Source organism: Pseudomonas sp. GL_090 (assembly GCF_057837765.1).
Map to the genome: position 1 here is coordinate 4194435 of NZ_CM174452.1, position 26167 is coordinate 4220601.

The 26167-nt window shown below is 60.0% G+C and carries 11 protein-coding genes; 5 read left to right on the forward strand and 6 right to left on the reverse strand.

Going from position 1 to position 26167, the window contains the following annotated elements:
* Window positions 1-170 precede the first annotated feature (170 nt).
* Complete coding sequence (locus tag AC3ITA_RS18840) at window positions 171-10823, reverse strand: peroxidase family protein (protein ID WP_489278192.1); 10653 nt, start codon at window positions 10821-10823, stop codon at window positions 171-173.
* Between the two features lie 672 nt (window positions 10824-11495).
* Here AC3ITA_RS18840 and AC3ITA_RS18845 point away from each other — a divergent pair.
* The 5 genes from AC3ITA_RS18845 (at window position 11496) to AC3ITA_RS18865 (ending at window position 18214) form a co-directional block, all read left to right on the forward strand.
* Entirely contained in the window at window positions 11496-13232 is a 1737-nt protein-coding gene (locus tag AC3ITA_RS18845; protein ID WP_095944375.1) for a type I secretion system permease/ATPase, read from the forward strand.
* Between the two features lie 6 nt (window positions 13233-13238).
* On the forward strand, window positions 13239-14579 hold the full coding sequence (locus tag AC3ITA_RS18850) for an HlyD family type I secretion periplasmic adaptor subunit (protein WP_095944374.1): 1341 nt from the start codon (window positions 13239-13241) through the stop codon (window positions 14577-14579).
* A 1-nt stretch (window position 14580) separates the two neighbouring features.
* On the forward strand, window positions 14581-15909 hold the full coding sequence (locus AC3ITA_RS18855) for a TolC family outer membrane protein (protein WP_095944373.1): 1329 nt from the start codon (window positions 14581-14583) through the stop codon (window positions 15907-15909).
* A gap of 130 nt (window positions 15910-16039) precedes the next feature.
* A complete protein-coding gene (locus AC3ITA_RS18860) occupies window positions 16040-17170 on the forward strand; it encodes a carbon-nitrogen hydrolase family protein (protein WP_095944372.1) in 1131 nt (376 codons plus the stop codon).
* Between the two features lie 3 nt (window positions 17171-17173).
* Window positions 17174-18214 (forward strand): AraC family transcriptional regulator, encoded by a 1041-nt coding sequence (locus AC3ITA_RS18865; RefSeq protein WP_489278193.1) that lies wholly within the window; start codon window positions 17174-17176, stop codon window positions 18212-18214.
* A gap of 344 nt (window positions 18215-18558) precedes the next feature.
* On the opposite strand, the gene AC3ITA_RS18870 is transcribed toward AC3ITA_RS18865, so the two are convergent.
* The 5 genes from AC3ITA_RS18870 to clpX all read right to left on the reverse strand — a co-directional run bounded on the left by AC3ITA_RS18870 (window position 18559) and on the right by clpX (window position 26075).
* Entirely contained in the window at window positions 18559-19407 is an 849-nt protein-coding gene (locus AC3ITA_RS18870; protein ID WP_095944370.1) for a DUF2242 domain-containing protein, read from the reverse strand.
* 207 nt (window positions 19408-19614) lie between these two features.
* Window positions 19615-21486 (reverse strand): SurA N-terminal domain-containing protein, encoded by a 1872-nt coding sequence (locus tag AC3ITA_RS18875; protein WP_095944369.1) that lies wholly within the window; start codon window positions 21484-21486, stop codon window positions 19615-19617.
* Between the two features lie 235 nt (window positions 21487-21721).
* Window positions 21722-21994: an HU family DNA-binding protein gene (locus AC3ITA_RS18880; protein WP_002552737.1), complete on the reverse strand. Its 273-nt coding sequence runs from the start codon at window positions 21992-21994 to the stop codon at window positions 21722-21724.
* Window positions 21995-22143: 149 nt separating this feature from the next.
* Entirely contained in the window at window positions 22144-24540 is a 2397-nt protein-coding gene (lon, locus tag AC3ITA_RS18885) for an endopeptidase La (RefSeq protein ID WP_008048849.1), read from the reverse strand.
* Between the two features lie 251 nt (window positions 24541-24791).
* Complete coding sequence (gene clpX / locus AC3ITA_RS18890) at window positions 24792-26075, reverse strand: ATP-dependent Clp protease ATP-binding subunit ClpX (RefSeq protein ID WP_095167797.1); 1284 nt, start codon at window positions 26073-26075, stop codon at window positions 24792-24794.
* Window positions 26076-26167: the final 92 nt, after the last annotated feature.

Here is a 26167-nt window from a genome sequence, read left to right on the forward strand (position 1 = left end):
TTCCATTGTTTCTTTGATTTCGCAGTTCGGTTCCAACCTGCTTTGATGAGTTCCAGTACGCTGCTGGCACCCCGATAGCTAATGGGCAATCGAATGGAAGGAGAAAGGGAGGGCATCCATTGCCCTCCCCTGCGCTGTCCATGCTCCCTGCGACAGTACTGACCAGGACCTCAAGTGGCCAGAATGAAGTCCGTCTGATCAACGGCCGCGCTGGCGACACCCACAAGGCGGATGGAGTCCGCCCCGATCCCCACCATCGTGTCCGCCCCGTCAGCCGTTATGCTCACGTTGGCCGCGAACGTCGCACTGGTGATCCCCAACCCCGTGATGTTGAGCAAGTCGTGCCCTGCGACCAGATTGGCTCCGAAGTTAAAGATCGCATCGGTGCCGAAACCCGCGGCAGCAAACACGAAGGTATCGTTGCCGCCGATACCGCTACTCAACAGGTCGTTACCACCACCACCGGTGAGCACGTCGTTACCCGCACCACCCACGATCGTGTTGTTGAGCGTGTTACCCGTGCCCGCGAAGTTGCCGCTGCCGCCGAAGAACAGACTCTCGACATTGGCACCCAGGGTGTAGCTCGAGAGCGAGGTCCAGACCGTATCGTTACCACCACCGGCGGCCTCGGTCACCACGTCCCCAAGGTCGGTGACTTCGTAGACATCGTTGCCGGCACCGCCGGCCATCGTGTCGGAACCTGAACTACCGATGATGACGTCGTTACCCGCACCGCCCACAAGCGTGTTGGCGAGCCCGTTACCGGTGCCCCTGAAGTTGCCGCTACCGCCGAAATACAGATTGTCGACGTTGGCGCCCAGGGCGTAGTTCACGAGCGAAGTCCAGACCGTATCACTACCGGCGCCGGCGAGCTCGGTCACCACGTCTCCAAGGTCGGTGACCTCGTAGACATCGTTGCCGGCACCGCCGGCCATCGTGTCGGCACTTCCGCCACCTCTGATGACGTCGTTACCCGCACCGCCCACGACCGTGTTGGCCAGCGCATTACCGGTACCCGCGAAGTTGCCGCTGCCGCCGAAAAACAGATTGTCGACGTTGGCACCCAGGGTGTAGTTCGCGAGCGAGGTCCAGACCGTGTCGCTACCGCCACCGACAAGCTCGGTCACCACGTCTCCAAGGTCGGTGACTTCGTAGACATCGTTGCCGGCACCGCCGGTCATCGCGTCGGCACTTCCGCCACCTCTGATGACGTCGTTACCCGCACCGCCCACGATCGTGTTGGCCAACGCATTACCGGTGCCCGCGAAGTTGCCGCTACCGCCGAAATACAGATTCTCGACGTTGGCACCCAGGGTGTAGGTCGCGAGCGAAGTCCAGACCGTATCGCTGCCGCCACCGGCGAGCTCGGTCACCACGTCCCCGACGGAGGTGACTTCGAAGGTATCGTTGCCAGTACCGCCGGCCATCGTGTCGCTACCGTTACCACCGACGAGAATGTCATTGCCTGCATCACCATTGATGATGTCGTTGCCACCCTGGCCGTTCATGATGTCGTTGCCGTCACCTCCGCTGGCCACATCATTGCCCGCCGTGCCGATCCATGTGTCGACACCGACGGTACCGGCAAATGTAGTACCGACGAGCACAGGGGCCGTGGCGTCGGATGCGATGCTTTCGGTCACACCGAAGTCATCCACGAAACTGACCACCACGCGCACTTGATCGCCGACCTGAGCCTGACCAAGCGTGAAGGTGCTACTGGTGGCTCCGGCGATGTTGACGAAGCTGACCCCGTTGGTCTCCTGCCACTGGAAGGTGAACTGCGGATTGCTGAGGCCATCGACGTCGACGAGGGTCGACAGGTTGGCGGCCAGCACTTCGTTCAGGAACGCAAACCCGAGGATGCCCGGCCCTGCGATCGGTGCGTTGTTCGCCGACGAGTCGACGATCTCCAGCGTACCATTGGCATCCTGATACACCGCCCGAACACGGATGTTCAGACCGGCGACATCGTCCGCCACCAGATAGGAGGCGCCGGTCGCCCGTGAAGCCTCGCCTGCGGCGATAAAGGTGATGTCCTCAAAGATGCCCGAACCCGGGACGTTTTCGACCTGCCAGTAGTAAGACACGGCCCCGGTAATCGCACCGGTCACATTGGCCACGCCCTGGTTGTTGGCGTCGCGTACCGTCTGGCTGCTGACGCGCAGCAGCTGGCCGGCGACAGGCGCATCGACACGAGCACCGGTGGTAGCATCGAGGATCGCCAGACGCCCCACAGGAGCGCTGTTCGTGGCGGTGCCAACACCGGAGGCCTGCGCCTGGTCAGCGAACTGCAGGCGCTCGATGCCCGTCAGGCGATCGACGCCATCACGCCCTGCAACCAGGTCGGTCACGATGACAGCGTTGCCATCGACAGTGACGGTGTACTCCGACGCATTACCGGAGAACACCGCAGTGTCGAAGTCGTCAGTGCCGGTCAGGATCTCCCGCACGATGACCAGTTGGCCCGGGTTGTAGGTACCGTTCAACATCGCCTGGACCATCGGCCCCATGCTGTCGAACGTGGCGATTTCCGCGCCGGTGCCATCAGCGTTTGCCCGTACGCTGATGCGTACGTTCAGCCACTTGTCACCGTCGATGATGTCGTCACCGCCGCGACCTTCGATGAGGTCGCTGCCGCTGCCACCGAGGATGATGTTGCCGCCGTCGTAGAACGTCGCGCCGACCGGCAGCAGACCCGCCAGACCGTTGATCAGGCTGATGTTGGTCAGCACACTGCCGGTTGCACCCAAAGTGGGTAGCGTTGTTGCATCGGAGCTATCACCGCGCAGGAAGTCACCGTGTGACGAGCCCGACAGACCTTCCGTGGCGTCGAAACGCACCAGCGCCGAGGCTCCCGAACCCGGCATCGGTGGCACATCGAAGAAGCGGTCGCTGAAATCGATGCTAACGCCTTGGGCGAGATCCTTGAAGGTCGCCCAGTCATAGCCCGAGCCGCCGATATAGCGGTCACCAAAGCCGAGACTGCCGACCATGATGTCGTCACCGCCTTCGCCGTTGAACTTATCGTTCTCGCCGCCGCCGATGTAAACATCGTGGCCGATCACAGGGTCGTTGCCCAGCGGGTCGAAGTTGTCGCCAGGTGCACCGTCCGAGGTGCCCTTCTCGATCCAGTCGTCGCCTTCGTTACCCATGTCCTGTTCGTTGGCTTTGCTACCCAGGATGAAGTCATTGCCCTGGCCACCAATGGCCTCGGAGGCGTCCTCACCGGTAATGATGAAGTCGTTGCCGAACCCGCCAATGATCAGGTTGACGCCGTTGCCTCCGTGCAGTACGTCGTGGCCGTCGCCACCCTGGAGGTTATCGTCGCCGCCGGTGTCGGTGATGATGTCGTCGCCGGCACCACCGCGCAGTTGGTCGTTGCCGTCACCGCCATCGATGCGATCGTTGCCACCATCGCCCCAGACCGTGTCATCGCCTTCACTGGAAATGAGGATGTCTGCGTTGTCGGTGCCGCCCAGCACGATGTGCTCATCACCTGTGTACTTGATGTAGTTGGTGTCCGCCCCCACGGTCAGCGGGTTGTCGCGGAACACTACCTGCGCGCCGTTCGGGCCGAGCGGATCGGCAGTGAGCAGGCCTTCGTTGAATTGCCTGCCCTGGTCCACTTCCAGATAGAACCCCGGATCCGAGAACACCAGGCCCGGCAAGTGAGTGGCGGAGGTGTTGGCCATGATCAGCTTGGCGAACGAGTTGCTTTCAAGCTCGGCATTCATCGATAGACCAGAGGTACGCTCCAGGTAGTAGAAGCGATCGCCGTCCTGCAGTTTTTCCAACTGGTTCTCGAACACGAAGTTGAAGGTCGAGCCGAGCATGCCGCCGAACGGGGTTTTCGCTTCGGCCAGACCGCCGATCCAGAGATCGATGGCGTCGACGCCAGTGACCGTCACGTTCCTCAGATCGTCGGCGGTGCCCAGCACGCCATCCGTGCCGGCCAGCGTTACGTTGGCAAAGGCACCCGTGCTGTTGAGGAAGTCCAGACGGTCAGCCGGTGCGCCCACACCACCGAAGACCAGCGCCAGAGCTGCCGCGCGCTTGCCTTCCAGAGTGGTCGCCGCCGTGATCGTGTCATGCGTGCCATAGGCCGCGATGAAGTTGATCAACGACTCCGGATGTTTGAGGTACTGCACCAGATCGACCCAGCTGGTGTACGGCTTGAGTTGGGTATCACCGGTCTGGCTGTAGATGTCGCGGCGGATCGCGTTGAGTGAGGGAATCCCCACGTCGCGGCCACGGGCGATGTTGATCGCCGGCAGGTCGAGCGGCAGGCCGAGCAGGTTATTGCGCAGCGCCTCGGTGACGAACTCGTCGATTTCGTTACCGGCTTGCCGAGTCACCCCACGTATGATCGCACTGGTCGCATCCTCTGGCGACACGCCACTGGCGGCGTACGCCAACGGGTTAAGGAACGCCGCGATCAAGCCCAGTTGCTGATCGGGATTAGCGCTGGCCGGATCGCCTATCACGTTGAAGTCGATGTCGTAGCGATCGACGGTCTCGGTCAGCATCGAGTGCCCAAACCGGTACACGGTGTGGGCGAACTCGGCGACGATCGAGGCATCGAGGTCGACGTCGTAGACCTGGGTCGGTGCGAAGAACAGGTCGACTCGAGGCTGGATGGTCCGCGCAAACTCCTCGAACACCAGGTGCTGATACTGCATTTCGGTGCCGAACTTGGCCGCCTGGAACAAGCGCTCGCCATTCCACTGCAGCGCATCGAACTCGGCCTGGGTGGTTGGCAATGCCGCCACCGGATTGAGCAGCCACTCGTTGAGGAAGGCCACGTCACCCGAGTCGAGCACGGTGTCCTTGGTCTGCTGGACCAGGCGGTTGTGCTCGGAGTGGAAGATCGCATGCACCGCGGTCAGGCCGATGTTCTCGTTGACCCGGCCGTCGCCAGCGATGTAGTGAGCGTCGAGCAGTTCGTTGTCATAGGTCAGGTTGTTGCCGCCTGGGCCAACGGGCTGAGCATTGCCGACAAGGGTGTCGGCATCCGCCTGCAGAACCCCGCCGGTAACGACCGGCACGGCGTTGTGGGCGATGTCGTTGAGGAAGGCATGGCTGGTGCGCACCGCGTTCACGAGGCTTACCGGACTGGCCGGATTGCCTTCGACAAGCGTAGTGACGTCATCGGCGTTGCCGGCAATGCCGTCCGCCCCGTTGTTGACCCGAATGACAACCTGCGGGAAGCCGTTCGGCCCTTTGATGAAGTTGCCATAGGCGTCAGTCGCCAGCAGCGGGCCGCTGTCGATATCGGCATCGGTAAGGTTGATACCCAGGATGTCGCGGGCTTGCGCCTTGACCACCTTCCAGGTTGCCATGCCACCGATTTCGACGTCGTCCGCGGTACCAAACGTGCCATCCACACCCAGATCACGGTTGGTGATCAACCGGCCAGTCGCTACGGGGCCGTTGGCGGTCAGTTCATAACCGCGCAGGAACACCTGATGCGACGGGTGCGAGCTATAGGTCTGGTTCTGGTCCACGAACGGCGAGGTGGTGTTGGTGTGCTCATGGATGTCGTCGGCCGTACCAAGAACGCCATCCGCCCCTGGTTGGTTGGTCGCGCGGGTCAGCACCATGAAGTTCGTCGGGCTGCCTGGGACAAAGAGTGGATCATCCGGCTGAAGCGGAATGAAGACAGTGCCCGAACCACCTTTGGTGACCAGGTCCAGACCATGATCGAAGAACTGCCCGAAGAAGGTCATCCAGGCGTTGAACGGCGCGGATAACCCCGCGTCCGCCGTGGTGTTCTCGAACAGGTACACGTCGTGGTCGTCGGCCGTACCGAACTGTCCATCCAGCCCGGGGCTGGCAACTATCTGTACGCCATCCTTGAGTACGTCGTCATTACCCACGCCCACCACGCCGAAGTTGAGCACGCCGTCCAGACCCGGGTTGAATGCCGTGGCATAGGCCGCCGGGTTGTTCGCCGTCTGATCGACGATCAGGTTACTGATGGTGCGCGGCTGCGAGTCAATCACCAGGCCGCTGTTCTGCGTATACGAAGTTCCCTGCTCCGCCGGATTGAACACCGGATCGGTCAAGCGCGGGAAGAGGTTATCGGCTGCACCAAACTCGGTGTTGTCAATGCCGTTGAGGTTCATCAGATTGTTGTTTGACCCGTCGACCGTACGCAGGCCCAACGGCGCGCGGATGTTCGGAATCAGCGAGAGGATGTCCTGTCCGGCCGCATCCGCCTCGGCAATCCTGATCTGGTCAAGAATGAAATTGAGGTCGGAGCGGACCATGTTCAGGCCCGCACCACCCGCCGTGGCATCGACCACTGGCGTCGGCGCCGTCGGCACGACCGGCGCGCCGGGAGCTACCACTGAAGTGGGTTGCGAGAACAACACTTCAGTCGTGCCATGACCGTCCTGGTAGATCGCCTTGACCCGCAATGACAGCCCGGCAAGGTCGGGAGAGACCTTGAACGTAGTGCCGTCGGCACTCTGGAACGCCAGGTCGCCAGCCGGCAACAGGATGATGTCCTCGAATATGCCGCTGCCTGCCTCCGCCTCGAATTGCCAGTAGTAGGACACCGAACCGTTGATCAAGCCCTGCGGATTACCCCCTGTGACGTTGTCGTCATCGCTCACCCCGGCCACGCTGACAGTCAGTATATCGCCCACCGTGATCTCGCCGCCGTTGCCATCCGTGACAGTCGGGCTGCCATTCGGTTGGGCATTGAGCCCCGCCACCAACACTTGCTGGTTATCGGCGAACTGCAAGCGTTCGATATTCAGCAGCGTATCGATGCCGTCGCGACCGGCTACGCTATCTGCCACAGTCCAGACATCGTCCGTCACATCGTCCGTGCCACGGTCGTCGACAGTCACCGCATACTCGGCCTCAAGCCCGGAGAAAATGGCCGTGTCGAAGGCCTCCCCGTCAGTCGAGGCGCCGGGCATGATTTCCCGCACGGCCTTGAGCTGACCGGGGTTGATGGTGCCGTCCAGCATAAGCGGGATCATATCCACCATGCTGTCGAAGGACGCGATTTCGGGACCGGTATGGTTGACGTCAGCCGGGTCGTAAACGGCAATCCTGACATTGATCCATTTGTCGCCATCGATCAGGTCATCGCCTCCGCGCCCCTCGATCAGGTCACTGCCATCGCCACCGAGGATGATGTTGCCAGTAGCAAAGCCGGTGGTCGGCAACCCGGCATCGGCCAGGAACTGGTCCAGTCCGCGGATCAACGCCACATTGGTCAGCGCACTGCCTGTGGTACCGCCGTGGTTGATGATAGTGTCCGCATTGATATTATCGCCTTTGAGCACATCGCCAAAACTCGAACCGGACAAGCCCTCGACCTCGGCAAAACGGTCGAGAATCGAGGCCGGCGAGGCGCCGACCGGATTGAACACCCCGGTGTTCTGGTTTGGCGCATTACCGTGTGGCTGTGCCAGCGCGGCCATGGTCAGGTCGGCGGTCACGCCGATCCTGTCATTCTTGTAGGTCACCCAGTCGAAACCGGACATGCCTTCCATCTTGTCCTGAGCGTCGCTGCCGGTAAATATGTCATCGCCACCCTCGCCGATCATTTCGTCGAAGCCGGGACCACCGACAAAGATGTCGTTGCCGATCACATCGTCAGTGAGCAGTGGCGCGAAGTTATCGCCAGGCGCACCGTCCTGGGTGCCCTTCTCGATCCAGTCATCACCTTCGTTGCCGGTCGGTGGCAGGTTGGTCTTGGCACCGAGGATGAAGTCGTCACCCTGGCCGCCGAAGGTGGTGGTGATGTCTTCGGTGGTGATGATGAAGTCCTGACCATCGCCACCCAGGATCAGGTTGCCTGCAGCAAGCATGCTGCCGGCCACGATCACATCGTTACCGGCATTGCCTTCCAGACGGTTGTCACCGAACGAGTCGCTGATGATGTCATCGCCATCGCCACCCAGTACCGCATCGTTGCCCGCACCGCCTTCGAGGCGGTCGTTGCCTGCGTCGCCGTAAAGGGTGTCATCACCGTCACCGGAAATGATGATGTCATTGCCGGCGGTGCCACCCATGACGATATGGTCTTCACCGGTGTACTGCAGATAGTTGGTGTCCGGACCCACGGTGTCGGGGTTGTCGCGAATCACAAGGGACACGACTTCGACGCCGTTGATCAGGATGCCGCCAATCGGGTCGGCACGGCCATCCACGCCAAGGCCGGTGAACTGAGAGGCCTGATTCACTTCGAGGGTGAACGTCGGCGTCAGGAACACGGTGTTCGACAGGTGGGTGACATCGGTGTTGAGCATGATCAGCTTGGCAAAAGAGTTGTTTTCCAACTCGGTGCCGAAGTTCAGGCCCGCGGTACGCGACAGGTAGTAGAAGCGGTCGCCGTTCTGCAACGCCTCCATCTGGGTTTCAAACACGAAGTTGAAGGTCGAGCCGAGCATGCCGCCGAACGGCATCTTCTGTTCGGCGAGGCCACCGACCCAGAAGTCGATGTCGTCGACGCCCGTGACCGTCACACCGGTCAGGTCATCGGCAGTACCCAGTACCCCATCCCTGCCGGCCGTCGTTACGTTGGCGTAGGCACCGGTGCTGTTGAGGAAGTCCAGGCGGTCAGCCGGCGAACCCACGCCACCCAATACCAGCGCCAGGGCTGCATCGCGTTTGCCTGCCAGTGTGGTCGCCGCCGTGATCGTGCTGTGCGTGCCATAGGCCGCGATGAAGTTGACCAGCGACTCGGGGTGCTTGAGGCTGTCTGCCAGGTCAGCCCAACTGATGTAAGGCTTGAGCTGGCTGTCGCCGGTGGATGCGTAGAACTCCCGGCGCGCCTCATTCAAGGTGGGGATGCCCGTGTCGCGACCACGTGCCAGGTTCAGGGCCGGCAAATCGAGTGGCAGACCGAGCAGGTTGTTGCGCAACGCTTCAGTGACGAACTCATCGATTTCGTTGCCGACCTGGCGGGTCACACCGCGAATGATCGCACCTGCCGCCTGGTCCGCGGTCAACCCGCTGCTGGCGAACGCCAGAGGGTTGAGGAAGGCCGCGATCAACCCCATTTGCGAGTCCGGGTTGGTGGGGTCAGTGAGCAGCGGATTGAACGCGGGGTCGAAGCGATCGACGGTCTCGGTCAACATCGAGTGACCGAAGCGGTACACCACATGGGCGAACTCGGCGAGGATTGCCGGATTGATTGAGGTGTCATACCCGGTGGGAGCAAGGAATGCGTCGACCTGTGGCTGGACGGTCCGCGCGAACTCCTCGAACACCAGATGTTGGTACTGCATTTCAGTACCGAACTTGGCAGCCTGGAACAGGCGTTCGCCGTCCCACACCAGCGCCGCGATCTCGGCCGGTGTGGTGGGTATAGCGGCCACGTCGTTCACCAGCCACTCATTGAGGAAGGCCAGGTCGCCAGCGGCAATGAGGGTGTCCTTGGTTTGCTGGACCAGACGGTTGTGCTCGGAGTGAAACACATGGTGCACGGAGGTCAGGCCAATGTTTTCGTTCGCCCGGCCATCGCCGGCAATGTAGTGGGCGTCGAGCAGTTCGTTGTCATACGTCAGGTTGTTGCCGGTAGGGCCAACGGGCTGCGCATTGCCGACAGCGATGTCGGCGTCCGCCTGCAGAACCCCGCCGACGACGACCGGCGCGGCATTGTGGGCGATGTCGTCGAGGAAACCATGCCCGGTGCTTACGGCATTGGCCAGACTGATGGGGGCTGCCCGGTTGCCTTCGACCAGTTGAGTGACGTCATCAGCCGTCCCGGCAATGCCGTCGGCACCGTTGCTGATGCGAATCACCACCTGCGGCATGCCGTTCGGCCCGCGGATGAAGTTGCCGTACGCATCGGTTGCCAGCAAAGGCACGTTGTGCACGTCGGCGTCGGTCAGGTTGATGCCGAGAATGTCACGGGCCTGGGCCTTGACCACTTTCCAGGTCGCCATGCCGCCATTTTCGCTGGCGCCATCATCGGCGGTGCCGAACAAGCCATCGGCGCCAAGGTCGCGGTTGGTAATCAAGCGCCCCGTTGTTACAGGATCGCCCGCCGCGTTGAGCACGTATTCGCGCAGGAACACTTGATGCGAGGGGTGCGAGCTGTAGGTCTGGCTCTGGTCGACGAACGGCGAGGTGGTGTTCGTCTGGCCATCATCGGCAGTGCCGACTACTCCGTCCGCTCCAGCGGTACGCACTGCGCGTGACAGCACCATGAAATTGGTCGGGCTGCCCGGTACGAACAACGGATCGTCCGGCTGCAGCGGAATGAACACAATGTCGGTAGCACTCTTGGTGACCAGGTCGAGACCGTGGTCGAAGAACTGGCCGAAGAAAGTCATCCACGAGTTGAAGCTGGCGGTCAGGCCGACGTCCGGCGACACGTTGGGAAAGAAGAATACGTCCTTGTCATCGGCCGTGCCGAACACGCCATCCAGTCCGGGGCTGGCGACTATCTGAACGCCATCCTTGAGTACGTCGTCATTACCCACGGCGCCGAAGTTGAGCACACCGTCCAGGCCCGGGTCGAACGCAGAGGCATAGGCCGCCGGGTTGTTGGCGGTCTGGTCGACGACAAGGTTACTGATAATCCGTGGTTGCGGGTCGACCACCGTCCCGGTTCCGGCATACTCCGCCGATAGAAAAGAAGGATCAAGCAGGCGCGGAAAGTCAGCGTCCGCGGCGCCAAAATCACTCTGGCCGGTGACCAGGTTGTTAAAGCTGCCATCGACGGTACGCAGGCCGAATGGCACCTGAGTATTGGGAAGCAAATCAATGAGGCTGGTGCCGGCGGCATTCGCTTCGGCGATAAAGATTTGCTTGAGGATGAACTCCAGGTCCGACTTGCTGAAATTGGCCATTTTGGATTGCCCTCGATCTGTCTGGGTAAAGGCGCGGGACGAGAAAATCCTCCCGCGCCAAGTCAAGTGCTGGCTTGCGCAGTTTGTTGGTTGTGTTTTTTTGCGAGAGCTGGCGTTACCCGGGACCCGGGATCAGCGCCTGGAATTCGCTATATGAATTGCTCGCCGGGCGATCAGGCAGAGCGGATTCGAGCCCTGGGCGGGCCATGGAATCTGGAAGTGAAGGCAAACGTCCTGGAAAGCCCCTTCCCTCTGCAAAAGAACGAAATGATCGACATATTTCTGCTCCTCTCGGGAAAATCACCGCGCCTTGCACTGCCAAAGCGATGGCAGGCTTCAGGCGGGCGGGCCCCCCGATAACTAAGACTAAAGTTCCATAGCAAATCTTTGTCAATATTACGTCGTTAAAACAGACGACTGGTGGCAGGCATTCCAACTAGCTGTTTTTAAAAGATATATAGAAAGTTGTGTGCTGGTATAGAGCGAAATGTTATTTCGGAGTGTTTAAGCGCCACCTACGCTGCTGCTTAAGGGAGCAACGCAGCGATTTCGGAAGACTCGCCATCCCCTAGAGCGACCAGCCTGCGTGTCCATAAGCTGTTTACAGGACTACATTTACTGTTAGCTGTTGCGCCCCAGGGGCAATCGGCTTTTCGCAGTGGGAGGATCAACATGCCCAAGCAGTCGAGCATCCGTTCCGAACTGGCCGACGCGCTCTTTCGCCTGCGCCGCAGTTTTTATTCGCTGGCAGCATTCAGCGGCGTCATAAACGTCATGATGTTGACGCCAGCTATTTATATGCTGCAGGTCTACGATCGAGCCCTGGTCAGTCGCAACGTTACGACGCTGGCAATGTTGACGGTCTTGGTGGTGGGCCTGTTCCTGCTGATGTCCACGCTGGAGATGGTCCGCACCCGCGTGCTGATCCGGGTCGGCAACTGCCTCGACATGGATCTCAACCGACGCATTTTCACCGCTGCATTCGAGCGCAACCTGAGCCGCGCCGGAGGTAACCCGGCCCAGGCCCTGCAAGACCTCGCCCAGGTTCGTCAGTTCGTCACCGGCAACGCCCTGTTCGCTTTCTTCGATGCACCGTGGACGCCGATCTACCTGCTGGTCGCCTATCTGATCCACCCGATACTCGGACTGATCACGCTGATCGGCTCGCTGATCCTGGTGGCCCTGGCCTGGCTCACCGAGAAGGCGACACAGAAGCCGCTGGCCGAAGCCAATCAGGCCGCCATGTCTTCCTCCCTATACGCCAACAACAACCTGCGCAACGCCGAGGTCATCGAGGCCATGGGCATGCTGCCGTCGATCAGCAAGCGCTGGTTCCAAAGCCATTTGCGCATCCTGGAAATGCAGACCCTGGCCTCCGACCGCGCCGCCTTGATCAGCAGCACCGGGCGCTTCGTGCGGATCACTTTGCAGTCGCTGATCCTCGGCGCCGGTGCGCTGCTGGCGATCGAAGGCAAGATCACCCCGGGGATGATGATTGCCTGCTCGATCCTCTCCGGCCGCGCACTGGGTCCGGTGGAACAGGTCATCGCGTCGTGGAAGCAATTGCTCGGCTGCCGCTCGGCCTGGGGCCGGCTCAACGAGATGCTGCAGGACTATCCGCGCCGGCCACCGAGCATGTCGCTGCAGCGGCCAATGGGCATGCTGGCGGTTGAGAATGTGTATGCCGGCGCCCCGGCTACCAACAACACGATTCTGCGCGGCGTGAGCTTCAGCCTTGTCCCCGGCGAAAGCCTTGGCATTATCGGCCCGTCCGCCTCGGGCAAATCCACCCTCGCCCGCCTGCTGGTCGGCGTCTGGCCGGCACAGGCCGGCAAGGTGCGCCTGGACGGTGCGGACATATTCAACTGGAACAAGGGCGAACTTGGCCCCTGGCTCGGCTATCTGCCACAGGACGTGGAGCTGTTCGAGGGCAATATCGCCGACAACATTGCGCGCTTTGGCGAAGTGGACAGCGAAGCGGTCATCCGCGCCGCCAAGATCACTGGCGTGCACGAGATGATCCTGCGTTTTCCGCAGGGTTACGACACCCGCCTGGGTACTGATGGCAGCCCGCTTTCCGGCGGCCAGAAGCAACGCATCGCCTTGGCCCGCGCGTTGTATGGCGAGCCCAATCTGATCGTGCTGGACGAGCCGAACGCCAACCTCGACGACGTCGGCGAAAAGGCCTTGGTCGATGCCCTGGCCGAACTCAAGGGCCGTGGCGCGACCGTCATTCTGATTTCTCACCGTCCCAACGTACTCTGTGCCGTCGATAAGGTACTGATGCTGCGCGACGGCAGCGTGCAGATGCTCGGCACGCGCGATGAAGTATTCGCAGCGCTGCGCAAGGCCAGTGTCATCCCTGCAGGCGCGTCGACTCCGCTGGCCTCCGTCAAAGCACGGGAGTGACCGATCATGCAAATGAGCCAACATACCGAGATGATTACAGCCGATTCCAGGAGCGTGGTAGACCTGGACGTTGGCAAACCCGCGCGGTGGGGCGTGTGGCTGGTGCTTGCCGGCTTCGGCGGCTTCCTCCTGTGGTCATGGCTGGCGCCGCTGGATGCCGGCGTGGTAGCGACAGCCACGGTCAAGGTCACCAGCAATCGCAAAGCCGTGCAGCACCTGAGCGGCGGCACCGTGGAGGCCATTCTCGTTCGCGAAGGCGATCTGGTGACAAAAGGCCAGGAGGTGGTCCGCCTCGACTCGTTGCGTGCCCTTGCCGAACAGGGTGCGGTCAGCGCTCAGTACATCGTCAGCAAGACGGTGGAAAACCGTCTGGAAGCGGAACGTGACGGTCGCGATGTAGTGAACTTCGATCCTGAACTGCTCAAGCGCTTCCAGGATGACCACCGCCTGGAAGCCGCCATGGACCTGCAACAGCGTCTGCTCGACACCCGGCGCGCCGGTCTCGCCGGCGAAATCAGCATCCTGCAGGAGAACCTGGCGGCGTCGGCCGTGCAGCTCAAGGGCCTGCAGCAGGTCTATAGTGCCCGCGCCTCGCAGATCAGTTTCCTCAACCAGGAACTGCAAGGCACCCGCGTGCTGACGGCCGAAGGCTATGTGCCGCGCAACCGCCTGCTTGAGCTGGAACGCAGTAATGCCGACCTCTCCGCCGGCCAGGCCGAGAACCTCAACAACATCGCCCGCGTGCGCAGCCAGACCACCGAAATCAAGCTGCGCATCCTGCAGCGCCAACACGACTACCTGAAGGAAGTCGAATCGCAGTTGACGGAAACCGCCAAGGAAAATACTACCCTGGCCGACCGCTTGCGCGCGCTCGACTATGAAGTGACACACACGGTGATTCGGTCACCGATCGATGGCATGGTCCAGGCTTTGAGCATCGCCACCGTCGGCGGGATCATTCAGCCCGGCTTCAAGATCATGGAGATCGTTCCAGTCAACGAACCCTTGCAGGTCGACGCGATGATTCCTGTGCAGGCCATCGACAAGATGGTCCCCGGCCTGCCCGTGGACATTTCCTTCCCGGCCTTCAACCATGCCAAGACACCAAACATCCCCGGCCGTGTGATGACCATTTCCGCCGACCGCCTGATGGACGAGGAAAGCAAGCAGCCGTTCTATCTGGCCCAGGTGGAAGTCACCCCCGATGGCATGGGTCTGCTTGGCACCAATCACATTCGCCCCGGAATGCCCGCCAGCGTCACCATAAAGACCGGCGAACGCAATATGTTGAGCTATCTTCTTAAACCAATGCTCGAACGTGTGGACAGCTCATTCAAGGAACAATGAAATGGATCGTCATTGCTTGCTCTTCTGCCTGATGGGGTTGGCCTTGCCGGCCAACGCCATGGACCTCAAGCAAGCCTGGGACCTGTTGCAGTTCCAGGGCCCCATCTACCAGGCCGCCATGCATGAAAAGGAGGCCGGCGGGGAAAACCGCGCCATTGGCACGGCCGGCCTGCTACCGCAGATCAACGCCTCGGCCTACGACAACAAGGTCAATGGCACGCAACGCCAGAGCGGTATCGAAAGGGATCTCGACTATGACTCCAAGGGCGCCAACGTGCGCCTGCGCCAGCCGCTGTTCAACAAACAGAAAATGGCCGAATACCGTCAGGGTCAGCAGCGTGCCGACTACAGCAATGCGGTATTCGATGCCAAGAGCCAGGATGCCGCGGTGCGCCTGGCCGAAAGCTATTTCGACGTGCTCCTGGCCAGCGAAACCATCACCTTGGCCAAGTCCAAGCTGACCGCCTTTGAAGAGCAACTCGCCTCGGCGAAACGGCGCCTGGAACTGGGGGCCGGCACCGTCACCGACGTCGACGAATCGACCGCTCGCCGCGACCTTGCCGAAGCCGAACTGATCGAAGCGCAAGACAACCTGGTCAACGCGCGTCGCAAGCTCGAGGAATACATCGGTGAAACCCCCGAATCGCTGACCACCTTGCGTCCGAGCTTCGATACACCACCGCTGCTGCCGAGCAACCTGCAGGACTGGCTGGTCAAAGCCCAGGTCGATAGCCCGTTGCTCCATGCGCGCCGGTACAGCCGCGACCTCGCCGAAGAAGAAGTGAACCGCGCCAGGGCCGGCCACTGGCCAACCCTGGATTTCGTTGCCGGCTACACCGCGGGTGAGAGCCAATCCCTCTCCGAGCTGAATCAACGCAACCGCTACGGTTCGATCGGACTGGAAGTCAACATCCCGATATTCGCCGGTGGCGGCGTCAGCGCGTTGACACGCCAGGCCAGTGCCAATAGCGACAAGGCCACGGACGAACTCGACGCCGCGCGACAGGAGGTCATCACCGGAACCACCCGCGAATATCAAGGCATCCTGAGCGGAGCCAAACGCATCCGTGCCCTGGAGAAGGCCGTGGCGTCCAACGAACGCTCACTGGCATCGTCACGCAAGGGCTTCAAGGAAGGCGGCACCAGCACCAACTCGGATGTCCTCAATGCAGAAGAACTGCTCTTCGTTGCGCGCCACGATCTGTTCGATGCCAAGTTGCGCTATTTGATGTCACGCCTGCGCCTGGCCTCCTCGGTAGGCAGCCTGGGCGACGACGATATCGACCAGATCAACAACTACCTCGGCCCGGAATTGCTGGTCACCAATTGACGCTCACTTGCCGGCCGGTCGCGCAAAATGATGGCTGACCGGCGTTCCACTAAGCTCTTGATTCCCTTTATGCTCGATCCGGTTCCAAATCAAAAGCCACGCCCGGCTCCAGGCTGTAAACTGTTTCCCCATGCGCAAACTTTTGTACCTGACATTTTCCATGGCGTTGCTCGCCGCCCTCACGACCTACGCGATGTGGGCCGCAGACCGGCCGGTGGGTCATTACCTTTCGGACCTGCGGATCAGCCTGGCTGTCGACCAGGGCACGCCCGCGGACCGAGGCAATCTGTTGGGCATCCAGCCCGAACTGTTTCCTACCGACTATCAAAGCCCCGAGCGTTTGCACCGCAAACTCGCGGCCTATCTGCAAGCAGCCCGGGACCAGGGTTTGCTGAACGGCAAGACCGTCGTTGTGTTGCCGGAGCACGTCGGTACCTGGCTGATGGTCAGCGGCGAGAAAGATGAGCTGTATCAGGCCAGCACCCTCAAGGAGGCCATGAACTGGCTGGCGGTGAGCAATCCCCTGAAGTTCGCCAAGGCGTTGATCGGTGCCGAAGGCGGCAATCGTCTGGACGATGCCCACCTGCGCATGAAAGCCAAGGCAATGGCCAGGGACTACCAGGCATTGTTCGGAGGTCTGGCCAGGGAGTTCCACGTGACACTGGTGGCGGGCTCCATCGTGTTGCCCGAACCAAGCATCATCGACGGCACCTTGAGAATCGGCCGCGGCGCGCTGTACAACAGCAGCGTGGTGTTCAACAGCGAAGGCCTGCCGATCGGCCAGCCCCAGCGCCAGATACACCCGCTCTTCGCGGAACAGAACGGGATCAAGGCGAACGGCGAGCACTCGCTCAATGTCGTTGATACCCCCGCGGGAAGGCTGGGCGTATTGATCGGCCACGACAGCTGGTACCCGGAAAACTACCTCAAGCTCAACGACCAAAGCGTGCAGCTGGTTGCGGTACCGGCCTATGTTGCCGGCCGTGGCACCTGGGATCAACCGTGGCGCGGCTACAGGGGCTCGTCGGCGCCGGCGTCGGTCAACTTGAAGCCAGGGGACGTCAGTGAAGGCCAGGCCTGGCAGCGCCTGACCCTCACGACCCGGATGCCGGCCAGTCAGGCGGTCGCTGGCATGAGTGTGTTCCTGCGAGGTCGGTTCTGGGACCAGGGCAGCGCCGGGCATAGCTTCCTCAGCAGCAATGGCCAGCACTTTGCCGATGGCAACGCCCATGGTGCACGCTTGCTGAACCTCTGGTTGTAAGCCATGAATCCACAGCCGATGCGCCTCGGCGATCTGTCGGTGGGCTTTGTTCATAGCCTGGCCGATGCCGTGCGCAGTCATGGCGTCGATCCGCAGCCGCTGCTCGATCAATACGGTCTCGATGCCGCGCGCCTGAGCGAAGCCGGTGCCCGGTTGTCGATACCGCGCTACATGCGTCTGGGCCACAGCGCCATTCAACTGACCGATAACCCTGCCCTTGGCTTGCGCATGGGGCGGCTCAGTCGCCTGAGTCAGGCAGACCTCGCCGGGGTCACCGCCGCCCAGGCGCCGACGGTACGTGAAGCCGCGCGTTGCCTGATTCGATTCGAAGCCTTGTACGGCTCCAATTATCGGGGCCAATCAAGCTTTCACGAAGACGCCCAGGGCGCCTGGCTGCGCTTCTATTCGATCAGCCCCTACAATGCCTATAACCGCTTTGTGGTGGATTCGATCATCGCCGGATGGTTGCAGCAATTATCCAGTGTCAGCCCTGCCCCGCTGCACGCCGAACGCATCGAGATCGAATTCGAGGAGCCCGGTTACCGTGCGGCCTATGACGTGTTGGGTGATTGTCCGATTCAGTTTGGCGGCGAGCGCAATCAACTGCGCTTGAGCCTGGCAAGTCTCGCCCAGCGCAATCCCGAGCATTGCCCGAGTACCTGGAGGCATTTGCTGCAACTGTGCGAGCGGGAACTGGAACAACTGACACGCACCCGCAGCCTGCGTGAACGCATCATCGCGCTGCTGGGACCCTTGCTCAATGGTGGCCGGGAGCCCGACCTGCAGGAAGTGGCGGCACGCCTGAAACTGCCCACCTGGACCTTGCGCCGCAAGCTCGCCGATGAGGGCACACAATTTCGTGCGATTCTCAACGACACCCGTCGCGACCTGGCCATGACTTACATACGCGACACCGAACTGGCGTTCGGAGAGATCGCCTACCTGCTGGGTTTTGCCTCAGCCGAAGCCTTTCAACGCGCATTCAAACGCTGGAACGGGCAGACACCCGGCGAATTTCGCCGCAGCCATCGCCAATCCGCCTGATGCCTACAACTCGGTAGCGTCTTCCGCTGGCTCCAGTGGATCCAGTTCAAACGCCTGGTACTCGAGCAGCTCTTCTTGATAATCGTCCATTTTTGAATCCCCCAAACCATACTGAAAAACGTCTGAATTAATGACCAGTTCCCTGAGCATAAAGTGCCCGCGTGAAAGAAAAATGACGCGGACACGACACTCTGTCGCTACTGAATAAAACGTAGCAGCTGGTCAGGAATTTATCATTGGTTTTTTTAGCGCAAGGCCGCAGAACAGCGGACCTCGTTGATGAGGGTCAATCTTTTGGCTGGCAACGGGATCGGGTCATCTGACCCGATCCCGTGACGTTTCCATCACTGGCCGGAGGCAGGCATCGCCGGGATGGGTTCGCTCGGCGGTGGCAAGTCACTCGGGTTCGACGGTGGCGTGACGATTTCCTGGAACGATGCAGGCTCTACGTGCTCGGTCGGCGTGATCGGCGTGATCGGCGCCGCTTCAGGAGGCGGGGCAACCGGCTCGGAGGCCGCTGGAACGGCTTCAACGGGTGCTGGTGCAGCAGGCTCTACAGCGGGAGTCGCTGCCGGGGCAGGTACCAACGGTGCCGGTGCTGCCTTGGCTTCAGGCATGCCCAGGTCCGTTTTCGGCTTTTCGGGGATGTGCGCAGCTTTTTTCGCTTCCGGCGGCAGGAACAGCTCGACCAGTGCGAAGAAACGCTCGTAAAACTTGGCAGACGATACGGTTTCGCTGGCGACCTTGACCATCGAGTCATCGGAGGAGCCGATCGGCATCGACACCGAGCCCAACACACCCACACCGAGACTGGCGGAGTTGTTGGTCTTCTTCAGCGCATAACGATCCTGCAGGGCATTGGCGAACACGGTCGCGTGGTGCCCTTCGCTGCCGTCATCGGCGCAGACCACACTGAAGCTGATCTCCATGTGATTCTCGCCGGTCTGCTGGAAACTCTTGTGACCGCTGACCAGCTTCGGATCGTTGCTGGTGATGATGTAACCCTGACTGAGCAAGGCGCGACGGGCGGCTTCACAGCTCTGGGTATCGGTGACCGGATAGTTTCTGGAAAAGGTACCTGAGTCGTCGAAATTCTCATGCTCATAGATGGCAGCCTTGTTCGATGAACAACCAGCCGCAGTGGCAAACACGGCTGCCAGCCCGACAACCCGCATGGGAAGTGATTTAAACATTGAACATCCTGAGGAAAACGGTTCGGGGCATATTGTGCAACAGATCGATGCTCAGCGGAGCATCGATCTGTCTTATTACGGTTACAGGCTGATTGACCCCGGTTTTGCGTAAAAGTCACCGCGGCAAATGACGTACGGCGCACAACAAAAAAAAGACCCCGGTCTTTCGGCCGGGGTCTTCTGTGCAGCGCTAAACCTGGTCAGGCATCAGTAACGCTTGATCTCCGCCTGGCTTTCCAGCTGCTTGCGATAGGCCGCGAAGTCTTGCTGGCCGATGCGCGAAGCGAGGTAGCGACGATACTGTGCTTTCTCTTCTTCAGTCGGCGCCGCTGCTTCGTTCACGCCATTGAGGCGCACGATCATCAGGCTTCCATCAGCCAGCGTCACGCTGGTGAAGGTCGGCTTGTCCTTGGCCACAGGCTTCGCCATGCGGAACAGCGCTTGCAGCACCGCCGGGTCGACACCTTCCTGAGCACGGGTCGCCGCCTCGGTGACTTTCCAGGTCTGGCCGTCGATCGCCTGATCCAGCGGGGTCTTGCCGTCGCGCAGACTGGCAATCAGGGTGTCAGCCTTGGTCTTGGCATCGGCGCTGGCGTGTTCCTTGGCCAATTGCACACGGATCGCGGCAGAAACGCTTTCCAGCGGCAATTGCGAAGGCTTCAGGTGCTCCTTGGCGCGCAATACGACCACGGTTTCCGGATCCAGCTCGATGGCGGTGCTGTTCGCACCCTCATCCAGCACTTCCGGGCTGAACGCAGCCGTGATCACGGCACGGTTAGCGGCAATACCCTCACCGCCTTCACGGCCGAACGGCTTGGACGTATGGACGGTCAGTTTCAGGTCCTGCGCCGGCTGAGCCAGATCGGAGGCTTCGAACGAGGCGTCTTCCAGTTGCTTGGTCGCCTCGACAAACCGCTGTTCGACCTGCTGGGCCTTCATTTCGCGGGTCAGCTTGTCTTTCAGGCTGGCGAATGTCGGAACTTCTGGCGCTTCCACGCCCAACAGCTTGATCAGGTGGAACCCGAAATCGGTACGCACCGGCGCGGAAACCTGATCCTTGGTCAACGAATACAGGGCTTTCTCGAACGCAGGGTCGTAGACGCCAGGACCGGCATAACCCAGGTCACCGCCGTTGTTCGCCGAACCCGGATCCTGGGAGAATTCCTTGGCCAGCGCCTCGAATTTCTCGCCCTTGGCCAGACGGGCCTGGATCTCTTCGATCTTCGCCTTGGCTTGCGCCTCGGTGGTCTTGTCGTTCACTTCAATCAGAATATGCGCCGCCTGACGTTGCTCGGACAGGTTCGCGATTTCTTTCTGATAGGCCGCCTGCAGGTCTTCGTCATTGACGCTGACCTGATCGAAGAAGGAAGCCTTCTTCAGCTCGAGGTAATCGATGACCACCTGATCCGGCGTCATGAATTCCTTGGCGTGCTCGTCGTAGTAAGCCTTGACCTCATCGTCGGTCAGCTTCACCGCTGCCGGGTCGGTCTTGATGTTCAGGGAGGCAAAATCGCGAGTCTGTTTTTCCAGACGGGCAAAGGCCAGTACCTGTGCGTCGGTCACGAAACCGCTACCGGCCAGGCCGGCACGCAGCTGACCGATCAGCATTTCCTGAGCCATCAGTTGGCGGAATTGCATGCGGGTGTAGCCGAGTTGGCGAATCACCTGGTCGAAACGCTCGGAACTGAACTTGCCATCCACCTGAAAGTCAGGCGTTTGCAGGATGACCTGATCCAGAGCCGCTTCGGAAAAAGCGAATTTCGAACTTTCTGCGCCTTGCAGCAGCAGCTTGCGATCGATCAGGCCCTTGAGAGCCGACTCGCGCAGCATTTTTTCATCGAGCAAGGAAGCATCGAAATCCTTGCCCAGCTGTTGCATGAGCTGGCGGCGTTGCATATCGACCGCCTGGCTCAGCTCGTTCTGGCTGATTTCTTCGCCATTGACCTTCGCCGCTTCATTCTTGTTCGTCGTGGCCTGAAAAATGGCGTCGAAACCGGTCAAAGCCATCAGTGCAACGATGACCCCGATAATAGTCTTGGCAATCCAGCCTTGTGAATTGTCCCTGATATTCTGCAGCATGCGTCCCCCAGAAACGGTTGAACTTCAAAAATTAGGCAACCGTGGAGCGTGGGTAGAATCCGGATAGAAGAAAGGCGCATCCGAGGATGCGCCTTCTCGTAACTGGCGGAGCGGATCGAGGGGCTCGAACTGGCGACCCTCGGTGTCTTGAACCGGCGACCTGCAGACAGGACTGCCGCTCCGCTGCCAAGTCAGGCATGACCCCGACCCGGATGGGTAAAAACCTGAATCGAACTTAGTTGACAGCTTCTTTCAGTGCTTTACCGGCTTTGAAACCTGGTTTTTTGGCTGCTGCGATTTCCAGCGTCTTACCGGTCTGTGGATTACGACCAATGCGAGCCGGACGATCAGTTACGGAGAAGGTACCGAAACCAACCAGAACAACAGAGTCGCCAGCCTTGAGAGCGCCAGTGACGGATTCGATTACAGCGTCCAGCGCACGGCCAGCAGCAGCTTTCGGGATATCAGCGGATGCAGCGATAGCATCAATCAGTTCCGACTTGTTCACTCTAAGTCCCCTTATATCTATTTGAGTATGATTCTAAGTTTTTTTGGTGAAAGCAAAAACGAGTGCTGAATGGCCTACAGACACTTAAGAGCCGCTTTATAACAAGGGCTCTAAAAAGCTGTCAAGAAAGCCCCCCAGGCAAATACGTACTAATGCGTGCTAATTCTTTCCTTAGAATCTGCGTCACGTTTCTCATCCTTCGCGACTATCTCCGGAGCCACGTCCGGCAAGGGCTCCGGCGCGTATTGCAACGCAATTTGCAGGACCTCGTCAATCCATTTAACCGGTTTAATCTGTAGATCCTGCTTGATATTGTCCGGAATCTCTTTGAGATCGCGCACATTCTCTTCAGGAATGATCACCGTCTTGATTCCGCCGCGATGGGCAGCCAGCAGTTTTTCTTTCAAGCCACCAATGGCCAGGACCTGGCCACGCAGCGTGATTTCGCCGGTCATGGCGACATCCGCGCGCACCGGAATGCCGGTCAATGCCGATACCAGGGCCGTGCACATGCCCACGCCGGCGCTAGGGCCGTCCTTGGGCGTCGCCCCTTCCGGCATATGGATGTGCGTGTCGCGCTTCTCATGGAAGTCCAGGGGAATGCCCAGGCTCTTCGCCCGGCTGCGAACTACGGTCAAGGCAGCGGTGATCGACTCGACCATCACGTCGCCCAGAGAACCGGTCTTGATCAACTGGCCCTTGCCCGGCACTACCGCGGCTTCAATGGTCAGCAGTTCGCCGCCCACCTGAGTCCACGCCAGCCCGGTCACCTGACCGATCTGATCCTGCTGCTCGGCCAGGCCGTAGCGGAATTTGCGCACGCCCAGGAAGTGCTCCAGCATGTCTGCGGTGACCTTCACCGAAAAGCGTTTTTCCAGCGCATGCTCCTTGACGGCCTTGCGGCAAACCTTGGCAATCTGGCGTTCCAGCCCACGCACACCGGCTTCACGGGTGTAGTAGCGGATGATGTCGCGGATCGCTTCCGCATCAAACTCCAACTCGCCTTTCTTCAGGCCGTTGGCCGTAATCTGTTTTGGCGAAAGGTATTTGACGGCGATGTTGATCTTCTCGTCTTCGGTGTAGCCCGGCAGACGGATCACTTCCATCCGGTCCAGCAACGCCGGCGGGATATTCATCGAGTTCGAGGTGCACAGGAACATCACATCGGACAGGTCGTAATCGACTTCCAGATAGTGATCGTTGAAGTTGTGGTTCTGCTCGGGATCGAGCACTTCCAGCAACGCCGATGCCGGATCGCCACGCATGTCGCTGCCCATCTTGTCGATTTCGTCGAGCAGGAACAGCGGGTTGCGGACACCCACTTTTGTCATCTTTTGAATCAATCTTCCTGGCATCGAACCGATGTAAGTACGGCGATGACCACGAATTTCCGCCTCGTCACGCACACCACCGAGGGCCATGCGTACGAATTTACGGTTGGTGGCGTGAGCAATCGACTCCGCCAGGGACGTTTTACCCACCCCGGGAGGACCGACCAGGCACAACACCGGACCACGAATCTTCTTCACGCGCTTTTGCACGGCGAGGTATTCAAGGATGCGTTCCTTGACCTCTTCGAGGCCATAGTGGTCGGCATCCAGAATGTCTTCTGCACGCGCCAGGTCCAGGCGTACCTTGCTCTGAGCCTTCCACGGCACCTGAACCAGCCAGTCGATGTACGAACGCACCACAGTCGCTTCCGCGGACATCGGCGACATCTGCTTGAGCTTGTTCAGCTCGGCCGTCGCCTTGGCCAGTGCGTCTTTCGGCAGGCCGGCAGCATCGATACGCTTTTTCAGCTCTTCGACTTCGTTGTGACCTTCGTCGCTGTCGCCGAGCTCTTTCTGAATGGCCTTCATCTGCTCATTCAGGTAGTACTCGCGCTGACTGCGCTCCATTTGTTTTTTGACGCGGCCGCGAATGCGTTTTTCGACTTGCAGCAGATCGATCTCGGCATCCAGCAACGCCAGGACGTGCTCGACCCGGGCCGACAAATCGATGATTTCGAGGATTTCCTGCTTCTGTTCGATTTTCAATGCCATGTGCGCGGCCATAGTGTCTACCAGGCGGCCTGGCTCATCGATGCTGTTGAGCGACGACAGGACTTCAGCCGGGACTTTCTTGCCCAACTGCACATATTGCTCGAACTGGGACAGCAAGCTGCGAACGAACACTTCCGACTCGCGCTCTGGTGCTTCGACTTCGTCGATCAGGGAGACTTCGGCACGGCAGTGGCCGTCCACTTCGCTGAAGCGCTCGACAGCGCCCCGCTGCTCGCCTTCGACCAGAACCTTGACCGTTCCGTCAGGCAGCTTCAGCAGCTGCAGAACGGTGGCAATCGTACCAACGCGGTACAGGGCCTCTTCACCGGGATCGTCGTCAGCCGGGTTTCTCTGGGCCAGCAGAAGAATCTGCTTGTCACCCGTCATCGCAGCTTCGAGGGCTTCGATGGATTTCTCGCGCCCCACGAACAGCGGGATAACCATGTGCGGATAAACCACGACATCACGCAATGGCAGGAGAGGCAATTCGATGGTTGTCTTCATGATTTCGCCTCTACGGCGGCCATAAGGCCGGAAACAGATGGAAGTAAGCTTGAAACCAAGATGGGGGCTGCTCTGGAAAAAAACAAGCGGATAAAAGTACGACTTAAAAGATTGCAGCTGATGGCAGCGTTTGTGATGGTCCGGACACATCCGAAAATCAGATGGGTTGTCAGCTCGCCTTCGCCAGCAGGCCAGCTCCCACAAAAGCAAAGGGGCCCGAAGGCCCCTTCTTTGTACCGGCTGCGCGACGCTTAAGCGTCTGGCGCTGCCTTGGCAGCAGGCTCACTGTTTTCGTAGATATACAGTGGCTTGGACTTGCCCTCTATCACGCTTTCATCGATCACTACTTTGCTCACCTCCGATTGCGAGGGGATTTCATACATAGTGTCGAGCAATACACCTTCGAGAATCGAACGCAGGCCACGGGCACCGGTTTTACGCTCCAGGGCGCGCTTGGCGACCGATTTCAGAGCGTCGCTGCGGAATTCCAGATCCACGCCTTCCATCTCGAACAGCTTGGCATACTGCTTGGTCAGGGCATTTTTCGGCTCGGTGAGGATCTGCATCAATGCAGCCTCGTCGAGCTCGTCCAGCGTGGCAAGTACCGGCAGACGACCAACGAATTCCGGGATCAGACCGAACTTGACCAGATCGTCAGGCTCGACTTCACGCAGGGACTCACCGACTTTCTTGCCTTCTTCCTTGCTGCGCACTTCTGCGTTGAAGCCGATGCCGCCCTTGGTGGAACGGTTTTGAATAACCTTTTCCAGACCAGAGAACGCACCACCGCAGATGAACAGGATGTTACGGGTGTCGACCTGCAGGAACTCCTGCTGCGGATGCTTGCGACCGCCTTGTGGCGGAACGGAAGCGACCGTGCCTTCGATCAACTTGAGCAGGGCCTGCTGCACGCCTTCACCGGAAACGTCCCGGGTGATCGACGGGTTGTCAGACTTGCGCGAAATCTTGTCGATTTCATCGATATAGACAATGCCCATCTGGGCTTTTTCCACGTCGTAATCGCACTTCTGCAACAGCTTCTGAATGATGTTCTCGACATCTTCACCCACGTAACCCGCCTCGGTGAGGGTGGTTGCGTCGGCGATGGTGAACGGAACGTTCAGCAAGCGGGCCAGTGTTTCGGCAAGCAGGGTCTTACCCGAGCCTGTCGGGCCGATCAGCAGGATGTTGCTCTTGCCGAGTTCGACGTCGTCATTCTTTTTGTCACGCTGGTTCAGGCGCTTGTAGTGGTTGTACACCGCTACGGCCAGAACCTTTTTCGCACGCTCCTGACCAATCACATACTGATCAAGGATGCCGCTGATTTCTTTAGGCGAAGGCAATTTATGCGCGCTGCTTTCGGCCTGTGCTTCCTGCACCTCCTCGCGGATGATGTCGTTGCACAGGTCGACGCACTCGTCGCAGATAAAGACCGAGGGGCCGGCAATCAATTTGCGTACTTCATGCTGGCTTTTGCCACAGAAGGAGCAATAGAGCAGCTTGCCGTTGTCCTCGCCGTTGCGGGTGTCAGTCATTCGTTCGATCCAAATCCGATAGGCTTGCAACACAAGATGAAGGCTATTGCGGGCTTTTTCAAGCCCGCAGGTGTCGGACCCGCCGACCAACC